Source organism: Leptolyngbya iicbica LK, from assembly GCF_004212215.1.
In the GTDB taxonomy this organism is placed as follows: Bacteria; Cyanobacteriota; Cyanobacteriia; order Phormidesmidales; family Phormidesmidaceae; genus Halomicronema; species Halomicronema iicbica.
In genome coordinates this window covers 256,516-273,841 of the sequence record NZ_QVFV01000002.1, presented here as the reverse complement: position 1 = coordinate 273,841, position 17,326 = coordinate 256,516, and the positions used below count along the sequence as shown (strand labels likewise).

Sequence of the window (17,326 nt, the reverse complement as noted above, 5' to 3'; positions counted from 1 at the left end):
AGCTATGGTTGCTCCCCCTACTGCCATGTTCCAAACCACTCGCCGCCGCTTGGCCCTGTGGTACACCACCGTGACGGCGATCGTGCTGCTGCTGTTTGCCAGCGGCGTCTATTGGTATGTGCGCACGACGCTGGTAGAGCGGGTGGATGACACCCTTAACCATGTGGTGGAAATTGTGCAGCGATCGCTGGTGATTGAGCCCGGTGCCGCCTCCGACGAGCAGGTGCTCACGGCAGTGGGCAAAGTTGCCCCGGCTCTCAAGGTAAATGTGGAAGCCAGCTTTCGAGACAACACCACTACGACCGAAGACGACCACATTGATTTGGAGTGGTTTAGTCCCACCGGAGACTTGCTGTGGTCCACTTTGTCGGAGCCGCTCAACCTCCCGGTCAAAGTGAACCCCGAAGGCAAAACCGTCCCCATTGACGCAGAACATGTGGTGCGTCAGGTCACCGATCGCATTGTGGCGGGCAACCAAATTTTGGGCTATCTGCGGGTCAGCCACCCCTGGTTTGAGGTGACGAAGCCCAGCCGTCAGCTCTTGCAAGATCTCACCCTGGGCCTGAGTCTGATGATTTCGGCGGTTGCCTTTATTGGCTGGCTGTTGTCGGGCATCGCGATCGCCCCCGTGCGCGAGTCTTACCAACAGTTGAAACAGTTCACGGCGGACGCTTCCCACGAACTGCGGAATCCGATCGCGGTGATTCAGACCAATGCTCAGGTGGCCCTCGCCGACCCCGAACCCGATGCCATTGCCCAACAGCAGCAACTGCAAGTCATCGAACGCCTGACCCGACGGCTAGGCCGCCTGGTGGATGATCTGTTGTTTCTGGCCCGACAGGAAGGGGGCCTGGTGCCCTTTGAGGCCGAGCCGGTGGATATTTCGTTGCTCCTGACCGACGTGATTGAAGAGCAGAGCATGATCGCCGATCACAAGCAGATTCAACTTGACTGCCAAGCCTGTGAAACGGCCCTGGTTTCCCTTGCAGGAGTCCCGTCGGCCCCTTGCCCACCGACATCCCTGCCCAATTGGCAAGTCCAGGGAGATGCGGACCAACTGCTGCGGCTGTTTACCAACATCATCAGCAATAGCCTGCAATATACCCCCGAGGATGGCCGCATCGAGATTTCGCTGGAAGAAGAGAAGTGGCAAAATCAAGCCGCGATCGCCATCACCATCAAAGACAACGGTGTGGGCATTCCAGAAGCGGCACTGCCCCACATTTTTGATCGCTTTTATCGGGTCGATCCGGCTCGGCAGCGCTCGGCCACCAGTGGCTCGGGACTCGGGCTCGCGATCGCCAAAGTCATTGTGGAAAATCACGGCGGCGACATCCAACTCCAGAGCCGCCCGCAGCAGGGCACCGAGGTCAAAATTCGCCTCCCACTCTACACGGAACCGTCTAAATCTCGTCCTCCCCTCACGGCAGCCAGTCGCTCAGGTCATCCCTAAGCCCTGCTGGCATCGACCCAGTCAGCCAAAACGGAACTGTTGCCGCAATCAAAAGGGGACGGGTCCCTTGGCCACCTCCTAACCATATCGGCTGAGCCAACAGGGACCCGTCCCCTGATCGGCCCACTTTGACGGCTAGAGGAGGTCCATTGTTTAGCCACTTTTTGGGGATCTTAGTTGCGGGTGTCCGACTGAGCAGCGGGATCAGGCTGAACTGCCGCGTCCTCTAGCCACTCAATGTCGCGAGCCGCCTCAGGCAACTTCGCCGTGCGCTGCCCCAGTTCGCGCGATCGCCCGCAAAATAAATCTAGCGGTGGCCCCACCATTTCAATGGCTGGAGCCTGCCCCCGCAGCGATCGCCACGCCGCCACCGGCAATCCTTTTAGTAACCAGCGAGTCAGCCGATTCGCCACATGAAAGCGCGGCGACTCCGGTTGCAGCGGCACATCAAAGAGTTCATGCAGATACCGATTCGATCGACCGTAGCGTCGCCACTGACTGCCCAAATCCTTGAGGGTTGAGCGGTGACGATGGCGAATGATGGCGTCTTGGGCAAAATGCACTTTCCAATCGCCTGTCATTTGAATGCGCCAGCACAAATCTGCGTCGCCCCCGGTGGTGAGATAGGGACGAAACAGGCCAGACTTTTGCAGCGCTACTTTGCGGACGGCGAGGTTCGCAGTCTGACCGTAGGGATAGAACGAGTGAGCAATGGTGAACTTTTGGGACAAAATTTCCCGCTGCTCCGCGAACTGCTCTAGCCAGGAATCCCCGGGCAAGGCTTTAATTTCGCCGACCACCAACCCCACGGATGCGGCGTCGAAGGGAGCGACCATCCGCGTGAGCCATGTTGGCTCGGGGCGACAGTCCGCATCGGTAAAGACCAAAATGTCGCCCTGGGCGGCGCGAATCCCTCGGTTTCTCGCGGCGTAGGAACTTTGAATTGCCGTCTCAGACAGAGGCCGAACGGTGACGCCTTGCTGGCGGGCGCGATCGCTCAAGTCCTGTAGCTGTGACCAGGTACCGTCTTGACTATGGTTATCCACCAGCAAAAATTCCACCTGGGCAGCGGGGAAGGTCTGCGCCAGTAAACAGGCGGCTAAATCCGGCAGATCTTGCATGCCGTTATAGATCGGAATAATGACGGAAACCGCAATAGTCATAGCAATGTTGTGGGGGCTCGCTTGCAATCAGGCAAATCGGTCAGCATCGACCGAGAAAGAGCAATCATTTCCCACAGGATGCCCAAATTTTGAGCAGGCGGCCCTCCAGCCAGAGCTTAAAACTCGATGAGCGATAAAGCTTACGCCTCATTCACGAGAATGCCTGACTGCGTCGCTCTGGAGCGCTGCCAATGAGGAGAATGTCGCAACCTGGTCAAGTTCTGCTAAAGCCGATAGCCTCGGGGGGTGATCAACTGATTGGCATAAAGCTGTGTACTGCGATTGCCGATGATGACGGTGGTCAGCATGTCGATGGGGTGGTCTAACAGGTCTCCCAGGGTGGTGACGATGATGCTTTCATCGGGACGATAGGCCGATCGCACGAGTGCTGCGGGAGTCTCCGCCGAGCGATGCTGGAGAATGAGCTGCTGAGCGATCGCAATCTGCTCGGTGCGCTTTTGCGATTTGGGGTTGTATAGCGCGATGACAAAGTCCGCCGCCGCTGCCGCTGCCAATCGTTTTTCGATCACCGGCCAGGGCGTCAGCAGATCGCTGAGGCTAATGGCGCAAAAATCGTGCATCAACGGTGCCCCCACTCGGGCCGCTGCCGCCTGCAACGCCGAAATGCCCGGATAGCTGGTCACGGTGGGCGTTTGGCCATCCCATCCCTGAGCCTGCAACGTTTCCAGCACCAGGCCCGCCATCGCGTAAATGCCGCAGTCGCCCGAGGAGATCACTGCCACCGTGAGGCCCCACTGGGCCAGAGCGATCGCCCGCTCCGCCCGCTGCTGTTCTTGAGTGATGGGCCATCCTTCGACGATTTGCCCCGGTCGCAATAAGGGGCGAATCAGATCGACATACAGGCTGTAGCCGATAATGGCATCCGCTTGAGACAAGGCGTCTTTGGCGGCAGGGGTAATTTGATCGAGGCTGCCAGGGCCGGTGCCCACTAAACTCAACTGTCCTGGGCGTCCGGTATATTCTCCATTGGCTTCCGCGACGGCCACAGTCACTGCGCCCGGTTCCCCCACTTCGCGGATCACCTTTTTGGTGATGCAAAGGCAGTTTTCGGCAGTCTTCACAGGGCAATCGCCTGCTGAGGTGGACGGGGGAGCGATCGCCATCGCCGCCCGAATCGCTGCGGCTTCAGCCACGCTGGGAGTCCCTACTGCCTGCTCCACGACGGGAGAAGGATGGGGGACGGGCACCGATCTCAATTCGTTGGCAGTAAAGCATTTCAGCGGCCAATGATGAGCCTGACACAGGGCTAGCAGCCCCGTTTCATCAGCCTTGAGATCGAGGGTAGCAATGCCCGCCACAGCGGCTAGGGCCAAATGGCGCAATCGCAATGTGTCCGCGATCGCCCGCTCCATTAATGCTTGGGAGGTACCCCGCTCGCACCCCAGCCCCACCCAAAGCACGCGCGGATGCCACTGCACTTTCGGCATGGTCGCTTCGACATCAAACCGTCGCTGAATCGGACTAATCCAAACCCTGGCTTGGGGCGAGACTGCGGTCTTGCTCGCCGGGGTGGGGACTTCGGGCCAGCCAAACTGAAACGGATGGTGAGCGGGCAAATGTTGTTGCCACAGAGTCGTGCCCGCCTCTTGGATGACTTGAATGGCCTCACCCCGGGCGATCGCACTCGCCACCCCTGTCCAATTGCCAGTCCCGCGCTGCCAGCCAAAGGGCTCACCGAGCACATCAATTCCGGGTAGTTGTTGCTGCTGGGCGGCGCTGGTAATCACGGGAGTCGCGGCCAACAGCTGGCTGATGCGTTGGGTGAGGCGATCGCCGCCCCCCTGGTGCCCACCGCAGAGACTAATGGCAAATTGCCCCGCGTCATCCACCACCACCACCGCCGGATCGGTCGCTTTATCAGTGAGCAGCGGCGCAATCAGACGCACCACCGCGCCACTAGCCAGCGCAAAAATGAATCCGGTTTGGGCGGGCCACAACTGGGCAACCACCGCCTTTAGGGAACCCGAGTAGGTTTTAACCGCCAGGTCGGCGGGGAGATCGACCGTGGAGGCCACTGTCTCGGGCAACCAAAGCGTCGCTGGTAAGGCCTGACAAACCAGAATGAGAGATCGCGCCCCCGTGGCCGTGGTGGTAATAGCAGCAAACAAAAAATCACATTCCTGATGTCACTGGCAACGAGCATAGCAAGCCAAGTTCCCTTGTGCGCCCATCAGCTGGGGCGGCGCGGTCAAATCAGGTAAACGAGGGCTGGCGGAACGACTGACTGGATGACAAGAGGCTGGAACATTCAGGAATCTCTCAAATAGAGTCGATATGCTGAAGGGGTTCTCAAGCCGGGTGTGAAACATGCAGGTGGCAACGCCGATTGTCAAAGATTTGGTGTTTGTGGGGGGCGGGCATACCCACGCGATCGTGCTGCGCAAGTTTGGCATGAATCCCCTGCCGGGGGTGCGCCTGACGCTGATTACGAATCTGGTCGATACGCCCTATTCCGGCATGTTGCCCTGCCACATTTCCGGCCTGTACGACTTCGATGAGTCGCATATTGACCTGCGCCCCCTAAGCCGATTTGCGAACTGCCAACTGCTGATGGATCGAGCCGTGGCGATCGATGTCGCGAATCAGCAGGTCATCTGCGCTCACCATCCTCCCGTAGCGTTTGACGTGCTCTCTATCGACACGGGCAGCACCCCAGCGACGGTGGCCGTGCCCGGTGCCCAGGAATACGCGATTCCGGCGAAACCCGTGCCCGATTTGCTCAAAGCCTGGGCTGGTTTTCTAGAGGAGGTGCAGCACTCGGCTCCAGGACCGATTTCGTTCGCCGTAGTCGGCGGCGGCGTGGGGGGCGTCGAGCTGACGTTGAACATGCAGATGCGTCTGTGGCACTTGCTGGACGAGCTGGGGCGATCGCGCGACGACCTCACCATCCACCTGTTTCATCGCGGTGAGGAAATCGCCAATGGCCGCAACCGCAGCACTCGCAAGCTACTGCATCGCCGCTTTGTGGAACGAGGCGTGCAACTGCATTTGCAGGAGTCGGTGTGTGCCATCGAGCCCGTCGGTGATGACCAGCGGCGGGTGCGGTGCGAGTCGGGCTTGGTGGTGGAGTGCGATCGCGTTTTCTGGGTTACGAATGCCTCCTCCCCCGGCTGGATTCAGGGTTCCGGACTCGCCACCGATGACGACGGCTTTCTGCTGGTGAAAGACACCCTGCAAAGCTGTTCTCATCCCCACGTCTTCGCGGCGGGGGATGTGGCGACCATGCAAAACCATCCCCGGCCCAAGGCAGGCGTGTTCGCCGTAAGGCAAGGGCCGCCGCTGTTTCATAACTTGCAGGCATATCTGAAACGAGAACCGCTGCAACCGTTCGCCCCGCAAAAGCAGTACCTCAACATTATTGATACCGGGGATGGCAGCGCGATCGCTTCCCGTGGTCCCTTCACGTTTGAATCCAAGCTCATGCGGGCATGGAAGAATCGCATCGATCGCAAGTTCATGAGTCTGTTCAGCGCCTTTCCTGACATGGGGGCGGAGTCGCCCAGTCGAGGACAGCCAGAGATCGCCGCTGCGCCTGCGCCGTCGATGTATTGCGCCGGGTGTGGCTCGAAGGTGGGCAGTGACGTGTTGCGGCGGGCCTTGGCACGGCTGGCGATTTCCCCCACATCCTTAAAAAAGGGAGGTAACAACCTTACGGTCGGGAGTCAAACAGACCATGTGCTGGTGGGGTTGGCATCGCCGGATGATGCGGCGGTGGTGCGGGTGCCGCCCGGCAAGCTCATGGTGCATACCGTCGATTTTTTTAACGCCTTGGTGGATGACCCATTTGTGTTTGGGCAAATCGTGGTGAAGCACTGCCTGAATGATTTGTACGCCATGGGGGCCGAACCGCAGACGGTGCTGGCGATCGCCACCCTGCCCCACGCCACAACGGACAAGCAAACCGAAACCCTGTTTCATCTGCTCTCGGGCGTCCAAAAAGCCCTCATGGCAACGCAGACGCCCCTCGTCGGCGGCCACACCACCGAAGGCGAGCAACTGGCCCTCGGTCTGGCCTGCAATGGTCTGGTGGAAGAATCGGCCCTGCTCCCGAAGGGGGGAATGCAGCCAGGAGAGGCACTGATTTTGACCCAGCCGTTGGGCACGGGTACCCTGTTCGCGGCTGACATGCAGAAAAAAGCTAAGGGTCGGTGGATCGAGAACGCGATCGCCCACATGATTCAGCCCAGTGCGACAGCGATGCAAGTTTTCCGACAACATGGCGTCACCGCCTGCACCGATGTCACGGGATTCGGCCTGCTGGGGCACCTGCTGGAAATGGTGGAAGCGGCACAGGTCGCCGTGTCGTTGGAGTTGACCAACCTGCCGCTGCTGGAGGGCGCAATGAACACGCTACAACAGGGCCTCGTCAGTTCCCTGCAGCCGCAAAATCTCCAGGCGGCGAGGGCGCTAGCCAATGCGGCAGCCTACGCCCAGCGCCCCGACTATCCCATCCTGTTTGATCCGCAGACGGCGGGGGGCTTGTTGGCGACAGTGCCGAGCGATCGCGCGACGGATTGTGTGGCCCAGCTGCGCGATCGCGGCTACCCCGCCGCCACCCGCATCGGCACTGTGCAGCCGTTTCGCGCGGCCCAACCGCCCATTACAATTGAGGCATGGTAAAGCGTTTAGACATTCAAGATTTTTTGACGGCGGCTGGCCCGATTCTAGACGTGCGCAGTCCCGGTGAATATGAGCAGGGACACATCCCCGGAGCCATCAGCTTGCCCCTGTTCACCAATGACGAACGGGCGCAAGTGGGGACGTGCTACAAACAGCAGGGGCGCGATGCGGCGGTAGAACTGGGGTTTGACCTGGTGGGGCCAAAGCTGGGGGCAATCGTGCGCCAGGGCAAAGCGATCGCTCCAGATCACCGTCTGCGCATCCACTGCTGGCGCGGGGGCATGCGCAGCGGCAGCGTCGCCTGGTGCCTGGAAACCGCTGGGTTGCAAGTGGCAACCCTGGAGGGCGGCTACAAAGCCTTTCGCCGCTGGGCGCGGCAGGTATTCAGCACGCCCCGGCAAATCATTGTGCTCGGCGGCATGACGGGCACCGGCAAAACCCAGATTTTGCATGCCCTGGCACAACTGGGCGAACAAGTGCTCGATCTCGAAGGACTCGCCAACCATCGCGGTAGCAGCTACGGCAGTCTGGACATGCCGCCCCAACCCAGCACCGAACAATTTGAGAATCTAATCGGAGATCGCCTCGCCCACCTCGATCCCGCCCGCCCCGTGTGGATTGAAGCCGAAAGCAAGCGAGTCGGCACCTGCCGCGTGCCCCCCGAACTCTTTGACCAGATGGAAGCCGCCCCCACCCTCGAAGTCGTCCGCCCCCTCGAAGAACGACTCGACATCCTGGTAGAAATTTACGGCCAAACCGATCGCCAGGGTCTCATCGACGCCACCCAGCGCATTCGCAAACGCCTCGGCGGACAGCGCACCCAAGCAGCGGTGGACTGTCTCCATCGCGGCGAACTGCGGGAAGTCTGCAAAATCGTGCTCGACTACTACGATCGCACCTACCGCTACGATTTAGAACGCCGCAATCAAGTCATTCCCCAACTGGATATTGCTGGCCACGACCCGACCGCCGCCGCCCAACTGCTGATCGAGAAAGCGCCCTTTTTGCTGTCAACTAACGGGGCTCGCTAACCAGCGCTTTCCCCAATCCCCGGCGTCGCTTACCCTAAGGCGTGGGTGTCCCCCAATTCTCCGAAACTGGACAACGTTTCCAGCATTGGCCAAGCCCCCTTCAGCAAGGGGGCAGCGACAGCGGGGGAGCCTCGATCTGTAGTGCTAAACCGCGTCTAAGTTGAAAACTGGAGTCATGTTTGGTCATCAAAACCTCACCTAACCTCCCTTTGAAAAGGAGAGGAACCAGACTGTCATTAAGCCTCTCCTTGAGAAGGAGGTATCTGTTTAGCGTCAGGCTGCTACTGATCCCCCTAAATCCCCCTTAACAAGGGGGACTTCGAGCCGGGATATTCTGAGCCCCCTTGGCAAGGGGGCAGCGACAGCGGGGGATCTCAAGCCCCGCTAAACAGATACAGAAGGAGAGGTGCCGCAGGCGGTGAGGTCGGACAAGCGTCAAAACTCCACTTCTGAACCTGGATGAGGTTTAGTTTGCAGAATCGATATTCACGGTAGCGGGCAGCGGCCATGTTCCTCAAAACGTTAGAGCTGAGGCATTTTCGCAATTACGAAACCCAACGGGTCGAGTTCACGGCCCCGAAAACTATCTTGCTGGGCGAAAATGCCCAGGGCAAATCGAACCTGCTGGAATCAGTGGAACTGCTCGCCACGCTGAAATCCCATCGCACGAGCCGCGATCGCGACCTGATTCAAGATGGCTTCGCCACCGCCCACATCAGCGCCGAAGTCCGCCGCGACGTGAGTTACGCCGACCTCGCCATCACCCTGCGGGAAAAAGGCCGCCGCACCGTCGCCCGCAGTGGCGAAAAGCTGCGCCGCCAACTGGACTTTCTCGGTGCCCTCAACGCCGTGCAATTCTCCAGCCTCGATCTGGACTTGGTGCGCGGCGGGCCGGGCGTACGCCGCGTCTGGCTCGACACTCTGCTCACCCAACTAGAACCCGTCTACGCCTACATTTTGGGGCAGTATCAGCAAGCCCTCAAGCAGCGCAACGCCCTGCTGAAGCAAGACGATCGCACCCCCGATGCGGCGCAACTGGCCCTGTGGGATGCCCAACTGGCCGCCCTCGGCACCCGCGTGATTCGGCGGCGATCGCGCGGGCTGGCCCGCCTGGTGCCCATCGCCCAATACTGGCACAGCGCCATCAGCGGCAAAACCGAAAATCTAGTGCTGCAATATGCCCCCAACGTCCCTCTTACTGAAGATGACCCCCAAGTGATTCAAGCTGCGTTTTTAGAGAAAATCCAGCAGCGAGCGATCGCCGAGCAGCACCAGCACACCAGCCTCGTCGGCCCCCATCGCGACGACATCGACTTCACCATCAACGACACCCCCGCCCGGCAGTACGGCTCCCAAGGACAACAGCGCACCCTCGTCCTCGCCCTCAAACTGGCGGAACTGGAGCTGATCGAAACCGTCGTCGGCGAACCACCTCTGCTGCTGCTGGATGATGTGCTCGCCGAACTCGACTTAAAGCGGCAAAATCAGCTGTTAGAGGCGATCGGCGATCGCTTTCAAACCCTCATTACCACCACCCATCTGGGCGCGTTTGACGCCGATTGGCTCCAGCGATCGCAAATCTGTACCGTCCAGGCAGGCCAGATCATGACTGACCCCAAACATAACCGCCACAACACCACCCCCCTTTAGGTAAAGTCCAAGACTTACATGCTCACCAAAGGACTTAAAATCAGGGGTCGATAGCTTATCGCCGTGCCCCCCAAACAGGCCGGTCAATCAGAGCATCGACAATGTATCAATAAAAACACCAAAATAGCCAATAGAACCGCGACGTCCAAGCCTGGTATCTGCCAAATAACCGCATGACAGAGTTGAGAAGGTATTTCAGAGAAAACCTTTTGACTCTAAAATTCGGAAAACCCTGAGTCATAGCTGTATAAACCGACATCACTCTGACTAAACTTTCGCTGAAAATGAGAAAGCGGTCAGTTCGACGACTGTAACCTAGTCTCTTCGCAAGTTTTCTTGATTAGACTAGATTCGAAAGTAGTTCCCTGAAATCGTTCCTGTAGGTTTGCGATGACAATCGATCCATATAAAATGCTGTTGATAGACGACGATCCCAACGATATAGAACTCGTCCAACTAGCGATTCAAGACCTCAACTTTATTCAAACTTTAGATGTTTTGACCGACGGGGCTCAAGCCCTCGAATACTTAGTGGGCAACCAAAATCGACAACCCGCACCCTCACTGCCACAATTTGTGTTGATGGACTTAAAGCTGCCAAAATTAACGGGGATTGAAGTTTTACAGGCAATTCGTCAAAATCGTCGGACACGAACTTTGCCGGTTGTTATTATGACTTCATCGTCAGAAGATAGCGATATCAGGGACTGTTACGAACTAGGCGTAAATAGCTACGTCGTCAAACCATTAGATTTTTATCGATTTCAGGAATTCGTGAAATCGGTTGGAAGCTATTGGATGACGATTAATTCCCCCTTAGCGTTTTGACGCCGTAACGGGAATCATAAGGGCAACTTAGGGGATCTCCGCATTCATGGCCAATCGTTTTCTCTCCATTCAAGGAGCGACTACTGATCTTTCTGACAGCAATCAACCGATTGCTACGCCATCTTCCCTGCGGTTAATGATTGTCGAAGACGTCCAAGAAGATGTAGAACTCATTGAGTTAGCACTGAATACTGCTGGCATTGACTGCGCCATACAAGTTGCCGATTCTCTACAGAAATGCGAATCACTGCTGCAAAATGAGGAATTCGATGCAGTGCTAGCTGATTACCGACTGCCAGGGCTGCATGCTCCGGATGTGTTTCAGGCAGTACAGGCACAAAAACCGTTTTTGCCTTTTATTTTAGTGACCGGCAGCTTAGGCGAAGAGGCGGCAGTTGAATGCATCAAAACGGGCATGACCGATTATGTCTTGAAAGATCGGCTTTACCGTCTACCAACCGTATTAGGCAGAGCGTTAGCTGAGGCTCAACTTAAACAGCAGCAGCGTCGGGCGTTAAGACAGATTGAGCAACAAGCTTGGCGAGAGTCCATCCTTAATCAGATTTTTCAGGCCATTCGCGAAACGCTAATTTCTGAAGAGGTGCTGCAAACAACCGTTGATCAATTGCAAGCGGCCTTAGGAGTCGATCGCTGCATCGTGGCCCAGCCAACCCTCGACGGAGAACAGGTCATTGTTGAGTATGTCAGTCTGTCTTCGCCGGAATTGCCCAGTTTCCAAGGATTGGCTTGTCAGCTATGTCGTCATTTTGCGCCCCAGTTAAAGGCCGGGCAGCAGCTTATGCTCACGGTCGAAGATACGGCGCTGTCACTAATAGAAGCCGATTTTTTGCAAGAATATGGCCTGCAATCGGCCCTGTTAACGCCACTCAACTACCAACAAGAGTATTTGGGGGCGTTGACGTTACATCAGATTGACTCACCCCGCCAGTGGAGTTGGGCGGAGCGATCGCTGGTGCAAGCAGTTGCAGAACAATGTGCGATCGCCATTTATCAAATCAAACTCTATGCCCAAGCCCAAAACGAATTAGAACAACGACGACGAATCGAAGACCAACTGCGTCATGACGCCTTTCACGACGGTTTAACGGGTCTTCCTAATCGGGCCTTGTTTTTAGATCGGCTCAACCATGCCCGCCAAATCGCCCATCGCGACCAGACCGAAACCGCGCCCCATGAGTTGGGAGATTTTGCGGTGTTGTTTTTAGATTTGGATGACTTTCGCATTGTTAATGACAGTCTGGGCCACGATGCTGGGGATTTTTTGTTGCAAGTAGTCGCAACTCGCCTGGATCAATGCCTGCGGGTAGGTGATACCCTGGCGCGCACCAGCGGCGATGAGTTTGCCATTTTGCTCGAAGATATCAACAGCATTGATGATGTGCTGGTAGTGGTGGAAAGCATTCAAGCGATCTTGCAACAGCCCATCACCCTGGAATCACAAGAAATTTTCATCAGCTCTTGCATCGGCATCGTCATCGATGCCCCCAACTATGATGATGCCTCGCAGTTGCTCCGCGATGCCGACACCGCCATGTATCAAGCGAAGAATAAGGGGCGCAACAGCTATCAGATTTTTAACTGGACGATGCATACAGAGGTCAAGCAGCGACTACAACTAGAAAACGACCTCCGCCGCGCTTTAAATAAAGATGAGTTTGTCCTGTTTTATCAACCCATTTATCGGCTGTCGCCCCAGCAAAAGCACCGACTGTGCGGCTTTGAAGCTCTGATTCGCTGGCATGACCCCGAGTTAGGGATGCGATCGCCTGACAGTTTTATCCCCATTGCCGAACAAACTGGACTGATCTTACCGATGGGCGAATGGGTGATTTGGCAGGCCTGCCGTCAATGGCAGCAATGGATACAGCGCTGGCCGCAGTTGCAACAGGGCGGTAACATCAGCGTCAATCTTTCTCCCATGCAGTTTGTGCAGCCTGATTTACCCGGCCAAATTGACCGCATTGTTAGCCATACCGGCATCAACTTTCGGCAGTTGCGCATCGAAATCACTGAAAGCGCACTGATGCAAAACGAAACAGCCGCCTTAGAGACGTTAAAGCAGCTCAAGGCGAAAAATATTCAAGTGGCGATGGATGATTTTGGGACGGGCTATTCGTCTCTGAGTTATTTGCTCCGCTTTCCCAAAGATGTCCTCAAGATTGATAAGTCATTCATCTCAACTCTGGAGCAGAGTTCTGACAGTCAGGCCATCGTCAAAACCATTATGGCACTGGGGAAAAATATGGAACTTGACATCGTCGCCGAGGGCATCGAAACGGCTGCGCAGGTACAGTTTTTATTAGAACAAGGCTGTGCTTTGGGGCAGGGCTACTGGTTTTCTGAGCCCCTCACTGAGGTCCAAGCCGAGCAAATCCTAGAGCAGCATTTTGCCACGAGTTAACGCGATCGCACTCCTTCGCAGATTGCGCTGGCTCGCGCCCACTAGTGCAGCGTCAAAGCTTGATTTTAGGGTAGACAGAGGTCAACTTGCTTCTGGCATCATCAACTTTCATCTGCCAATCAACTCCTCGCTGAGCATTGTTGATGTCGGTCGACCAAGCGGCAATTTCATCTCTGAGGGTGTCAATATCGCCAAAGCGCCTGCCGTCAACACACTGACGTGTCATCGCGCTCAACTCGTTTTCAGCAATATTGAGCCAACTGCCGTGTTTAGGAGTATGGCAAAACTGAAGACGTCGGACTAATTGGCGGGCCCGCTCAGGTTCAAAGGCTTCATAGAAAGCTCCCTTGGTGTGGGTATTGAGGTTGTCGCAGACCAGTAAAACTTGCTCGCACTTGGCGTAGCGCCCTTCTAGCAAAGCGGCCACTTCTATCGCCCAGTCGACCTTTGTCCGCCGGGCTCGCGCCGTTGCTTGCCGCCAACCGCTCAGCGGTTCTGTGAACATGAAGATACTGGCGGTTCCTGCGCGCTCATATTCGTAGTCGACCCGTTTAGGATGCTTCACAGTGGCTTCAATCGGTTGAATAATTTCTTTGTGGAACTGAATCGGTTGCTCGTCCATGCAGATCACCGGACAGCTCGCGTCATAAGGCCGAGCATAGACATCCAAGACTTCTTCCATCTGCGCCACAAACTCGCTATTGGCCTCAGGTGGAATCACCCAATACTCTATCTTGCGGTTGCTCATCCCATTTTTTTCAGCGTCTGGCGGATGGTTTCGTGGCTCACTGATTCAACAATATCTAACTCAACCACTTGGCGGGCCAGCAGCCGCAGTGACCAGTTACCATACCCCTTGGGTGGTTTGCCTAGACGCATCGCAATCACCTGCGCTTCTTGCTCCCCATCAAGTAACTTTGGCGTTGGCGCACTCTGCCGTTTCAGGCCGTTTACGGCGACTTCGAACCCCTGCTCTACTAAACGTTTACGGATGTTCTCAACGGTTTTTGTCCGACAGCAAAAAGCTTCGGCAATGCGTTCATCAGTCCAGTTTGGTCCTGAGGCATCCGCTTTCAGCAAAATTTGAGCCCGGCGAACTTTCTGGCTACTGCCTTTGAGCTTTTTTATGACGCTTTGTAGTTCCTCTTGTTCGCATTTGCTCAGGCGGACAATATATTTCTTGGGCATGGGGTAAGGCTTTCATCGTCTCAGTTTCATCTTCTACAACAGTATTGACTACCCTAATTCTTTGCGTTGACGTTGCACTAGTCTCTTGATCGAGTGAGCATTTTACAGCACCACGCAACTGGCTGGAGGCTAAGCCCCCATCAAGTCTTGCGTTGACCCTTTATCCTTAAGTAAAGATAAATAAAAGCCCTGAGACCCATGATAGATATTGCTGCTCCCAACCCCTCTCTGCAAATTGCTGTGATTGGGGATGTCCATGACCAATGGGATGAGCAAGATATCGCGGCATTACAAAGCCTGAAAGTCGATTTAGTGCTGTTTGTGGGCGATTTTGGCAATGAGTCAGTGGATGTAGTGCGCTCGATCGCCTCTCTGCCCTTGCCCAAAGCCGCAATTTTTGGCAACCACGATGCTTGGTATACGGCCACTCCCTGGGGTCGCCGTAAATGTCCTTATGATCGCCAGAGCGAAGATTGGGTCCAACAGCAAATCGATTTGCTAGGGCCAGCGGATGTTAGCTACAGCAAACGCGATTTTCCGGAGTTGGGGGTGACGGTGATTGGGGGGCGGCCTTTTAGTTGGGGCGGCTCTGAGTGGAAATATGAGGCGTTTTATCGCGATCGCTACGGCGTCCACAGTTTTGAGGAATCTCTGGCGCGGATGAAAGCGGCCATTGATGCTGCGGCCTTTGACACTTTAATTTTCGTCGGTCACTGCGGACCAACGGGGCTAGGCGATGCGCCCGAATCTCCCTGCGGACGGGATTGGAAACCCCTGGGCGGTGATTTTGGCGATCCTGATTTTGCGGCGGCGATCGCCTATGCTCAGCGGCTTGGCAAATCAGTGCCTCTCGTGACCTTTGGCCACATGCATCACCACTTGCGCCATCGGCAAGATCGGCTGCGACAACGAGTCAGTCGCGATTCTGCTGACACGCTTTATCTCAATGTCGCTTGCGTTCCCCGTATCGTGCAAACGGCCACGACCTGCGCCCACAATTTTTCCCTGGTCACCTTGACTAAGCAGCAGGTACAGCGATCGCACCTCGTTTGGGTAGACCAGACTCACACCATCACCTCGACAGAAGACTTGCTGGCTGAGTTATCACCCCAAAAACCGTTACAACCCCTAAGCTAGCTAATCAGAGGTAACCACCTATCTCGAACAGGTTTTGCAAGTTCCCCTACCTAGTTGGATTTAACCTCCAGTTCCACCCTTAGACGACGGCAACAGGGGAGCTAAATCGAGGTAAGTTTCCACTTCATCCGCCAAGCCATCCAGCATGATTTCTCGTTGTTCGCGAAAGTTGGCAACGCCAGTCGGCAGTGACCCTAGCCCTCGCTGTTGGCGCAAGCAATTAAGCCAAGCCCGCCGCCAAGGGCCATTGTCGAATAATCCATGTAGATAGGTGCCCCACAAAGCTTGCCGCGTATCCACAATGCCCAGCGATTTGTCTTCAAAGAGGAAATCAAATTTCAGACTACTGGTGGCTTCTTCCGGGGCCACCAGTTGGGTGCGGCCTTGATGCAGTTCATATCCGGTGATCGGCAAGCCCAATTGCGGATATTGTGAACTGGTCTCGCGCTGGCGGGCAATTTTACGAGTGGTAATCACGGTGCGGATGGGTACCAGTTGCAAACCTTTATAACGCCCATCTTGTCCCTCGATGCCTTCTGGGTCGGCCAAATATTCCCCCATCATTTGGAAGCCACCACAAATGCCGAGGACAGTGCCGCCCGCGTGCATATAATTTTGAATCGCTTCGGCCAATCCCGATCGCTGCAAGACCAGCATGTCAGCGATCGTAGTTTTGGTACCGGGCAACACCACCGCATCGGGATAGCCCAAATCTTCGCCAGGACTGACATATCGCACGCGCACTGACTCTTCTGACTCCAGCGGGTCAAAGTCAGTGAAGTTGGAAATGTGCGGTAATTTGATTACCGCGATCGTAATCGAAGCATTTGCTTTGTTCGTCGTTCGTTCCAGCAAGGAGAGGGAATCTTCAGCCGGAAATGCCTGATTGAGCATGGGCAATACCCCAATCACCGGAATCCCCGTACGCTCTTGTAACCAGTCAATACCCGGTTGCAGGATGTCTTTTTGCCCACGAAATTTATTGATAATGATGCCTTTGACCAACTGCCGCTCATCAGGATCAAGCAGTTCTAACGTCCCCACAATGTGAGCAAACACCCCCCCTCGCTCAATGTCTGCCACCAATACCGTAGGCGCATTGAGATGCTTGGCCACCCGCATATTCGTCAGGTCACGATGTTTGAGGTTGATTTCGGCGGGGCTGCCCGCTCCTTCACACACCAAAAAATCAAATTCTTGTTCCAGGCGACTCAGACTTTCTTGAATCGCTTGCCAACCTGTGTCAAAAAACTTTTCGTAGTAATCTTTGGCGGCAATGCGACCCACAGCCCGTCCCCGCAGCACGACCTGTGAGGTCATATCGCCTTGGGGTTTGAGCAAAATGGGATTCATTTCTGCCTGGGGTGCAACCTTAGCAGCCCAAGCCTGCACCGCCTGGGCATACCCAATTTCGGCTCCGGCGTTCGTGACATAAGCGTTGAGGGCCATGTTTTGCCCTTTGAATGGGGCTACCCGCCAGCCGCGACGACTCAACATACGACAAAGGGCAGTGGCCACTAGGGATTTGCCTGCGTGGGATGTAGTACCCACTACCATAATCGCCTGCATGGTTGCCTCCAAAAAATTCCGCTGAGCTGTGGATGAGGATTTGTCGCCCGACTGATCGCAAAGGTTGACAAAAGTGTGGTCGACCAATTGTTGGTCACCTTGGCCTGCCGCCAGTCACCTTCGTAAGAATACCCAAGGCTAGAGCAAATACGCCAAGCGATCGCCGAAAACTTCCGTACAAGTGCGATGGGCTTAGGCGCGTATTTCGGCGTTTTTCCGTTATCGCCGAGAGATCAAACGCCGC

12 protein-coding genes are annotated in these 17,326 nt (G+C 56.0%); 7 read left to right on the top strand and 5 right to left on the bottom strand.

All coding sequences use genetic code 11. From position 1 onward, the window contains the following. Positions 1–4: 4 nt before the first annotated feature. On the top strand, positions 5–1,453 hold the full coding sequence (locus tag DYY88_RS08290; RefSeq protein WP_367889277.1) for a sensor histidine kinase: 1,449 nt from the start codon (positions 5–7) through the stop codon (positions 1,451–1,453). A 173-nt stretch (positions 1,454–1,626) separates the two neighbouring features. Here the strand turns inward: DYY88_RS08290 and DYY88_RS08285 are convergent, their stop codons facing one another. Both DYY88_RS08285 and cobJ read right to left on the bottom strand, forming a co-directional pair. Continuing rightward, entirely contained in the window at positions 1,627–2,616 is a 990-nt protein-coding gene (locus DYY88_RS08285) for a glycosyltransferase family 2 protein (protein WP_044151358.1), read from the bottom strand. Between the two features lie 224 nt (positions 2,617–2,840). Continuing rightward, on the bottom strand, positions 2,841–4,745 hold the full coding sequence (cobJ, locus tag DYY88_RS08280) for a precorrin-3B C(17)-methyltransferase (protein WP_052288577.1): 1,905 nt from the start codon (positions 4,743–4,745) through the stop codon (positions 2,841–2,843). A gap of 199 nt (positions 4,746–4,944) precedes the next feature. Between cobJ and selD the strand changes: the two genes are divergently transcribed. The 5 genes from selD (at position 4,945) to DYY88_RS08255 (ending at position 13,188) form a co-directional block, all read left to right on the top strand. After that, a complete protein-coding gene (gene selD, locus DYY88_RS08275) occupies positions 4,945–7,257 on the top strand; it encodes a selenide, water dikinase SelD (RefSeq protein ID WP_039728528.1) in 2,313 nt (770 codons plus the stop codon). Beyond that, positions 7,251–8,288: a tRNA 2-selenouridine(34) synthase MnmH gene (mnmH, locus tag DYY88_RS08270; protein WP_039728529.1), complete on the top strand. Its 1,038-nt coding sequence runs from the start codon at positions 7,251–7,253 to the stop codon at positions 8,286–8,288. The genes selD and mnmH overlap by 7 nt, the downstream gene beginning before the upstream one ends. 507 nt (positions 8,289–8,795) lie before the next feature. Continuing rightward, positions 8,796–9,938 (top strand): DNA replication/repair protein RecF, encoded by a 1,143-nt coding sequence (gene recF / locus DYY88_RS08265; RefSeq protein WP_044151359.1) that lies wholly within the window; start codon positions 8,796–8,798, stop codon positions 9,936–9,938. 390 nt (positions 9,939–10,328) lie between these two features. Beyond that, on the top strand, positions 10,329–10,766 hold the full coding sequence (locus DYY88_RS08260; protein ID WP_039728530.1) for a response regulator: 438 nt from the start codon (positions 10,329–10,331) through the stop codon (positions 10,764–10,766). 46 nt (positions 10,767–10,812) lie between these two features. After that, positions 10,813–13,188 carry an EAL domain-containing protein gene (locus DYY88_RS08255; protein WP_084607143.1) on the top strand — a complete coding sequence of 792 codons (2,376 nt, stop codon included), beginning with the start codon at positions 10,813–10,815 and terminating at the stop codon, positions 13,186–13,188. Between the two features lie 52 nt (positions 13,189–13,240). Here DYY88_RS08255 and DYY88_RS08250 read toward each other — a convergent pair whose 3' ends face one another. Next, the gene (locus DYY88_RS08250; RefSeq protein ID WP_039728442.1) at positions 13,241–13,936 is read right to left on the bottom strand and encodes an IS630 family transposase; all 696 of its coding nucleotides are present in this window, start codon (positions 13,934–13,936) and stop codon (positions 13,241–13,243) included. Further along, positions 13,933–14,376 carry a helix-turn-helix domain-containing protein gene (locus DYY88_RS08245; RefSeq protein WP_039725219.1) on the bottom strand — a complete coding sequence of 148 codons (444 nt, stop codon included), beginning with the start codon at positions 14,374–14,376 and terminating at the stop codon, positions 13,933–13,935. Before DYY88_RS08245 ends, DYY88_RS08250 begins: the two co-directional genes overlap by 4 nt. 198 nt (positions 14,377–14,574) lie before the next feature. Between DYY88_RS08245 and DYY88_RS08240 the strand changes: the two genes are divergently transcribed. Next, on the top strand, positions 14,575–15,513 hold the full coding sequence (locus DYY88_RS08240; protein WP_039728531.1) for a TIGR04168 family protein: 939 nt from the start codon (positions 14,575–14,577) through the stop codon (positions 15,511–15,513). 60 nt (positions 15,514–15,573) lie between these two features. Here DYY88_RS08240 and cobQ read toward each other — a convergent pair whose 3' ends face one another. Then, positions 15,574–17,082, bottom strand: coding sequence for a cobyric acid synthase CobQ (cobQ, locus tag DYY88_RS08235; protein ID WP_039730271.1), 1,509 nt, complete (start codon positions 17,080–17,082; stop codon positions 15,574–15,576). Between the last annotated feature and the right edge of the window lie 244 nt (positions 17,083–17,326).

Bases quoted from the DNA above. Each gene is read 5' to 3' on its own strand.
- DYY88_RS08245 (WP_039725219.1), bottom strand. From the start codon at position 14,376: ATGCCCAAGAAATATATTGTCCGCCTGAGCAAATGCGAACAAGAGGAA.
- selD (WP_039728528.1), top strand. From the start codon at position 4,945: ATGCAGGTGGCAACGCCGATTGTCAAAGATTTGGTGTTTGTGGGGGGC.
- DYY88_RS08290 (WP_367889277.1), top strand. From the start codon at position 5: ATGGTTGCTCCCCCTACTGCCATGTTCCAAACCACTCGCCGCCGCTTG.
- DYY88_RS08240 (WP_039728531.1), top strand. From the start codon at position 14,575: ATGATAGATATTGCTGCTCCCAACCCCTCTCTGCAAATTGCTGTGATT.
- mnmH (WP_039728529.1), top strand. From the start codon at position 7,251: ATGGTAAAGCGTTTAGACATTCAAGATTTTTTGACGGCGGCTGGCCCG.
- DYY88_RS08255 (WP_084607143.1), top strand. From the start codon at position 10,813: ATGGCCAATCGTTTTCTCTCCATTCAAGGAGCGACTACTGATCTTTCT.
- DYY88_RS08285 (WP_044151358.1), bottom strand. From the start codon at position 2,616: ATGACTATTGCGGTTTCCGTCATTATTCCGATCTATAACGGCATGCAA.
- cobQ (WP_039730271.1), bottom strand. From the start codon at position 17,082: ATGCAGGCGATTATGGTAGTGGGTACTACATCCCACGCAGGCAAATCC.
- DYY88_RS08260 (WP_039728530.1), top strand. From the start codon at position 10,329: ATGACAATCGATCCATATAAAATGCTGTTGATAGACGACGATCCCAAC.
- recF (WP_044151359.1), top strand. From the start codon at position 8,796: ATGTTCCTCAAAACGTTAGAGCTGAGGCATTTTCGCAATTACGAAACC.
- DYY88_RS08250 (WP_039728442.1), bottom strand. From the start codon at position 13,936: ATGAGCAACCGCAAGATAGAGTATTGGGTGATTCCACCTGAGGCCAAT.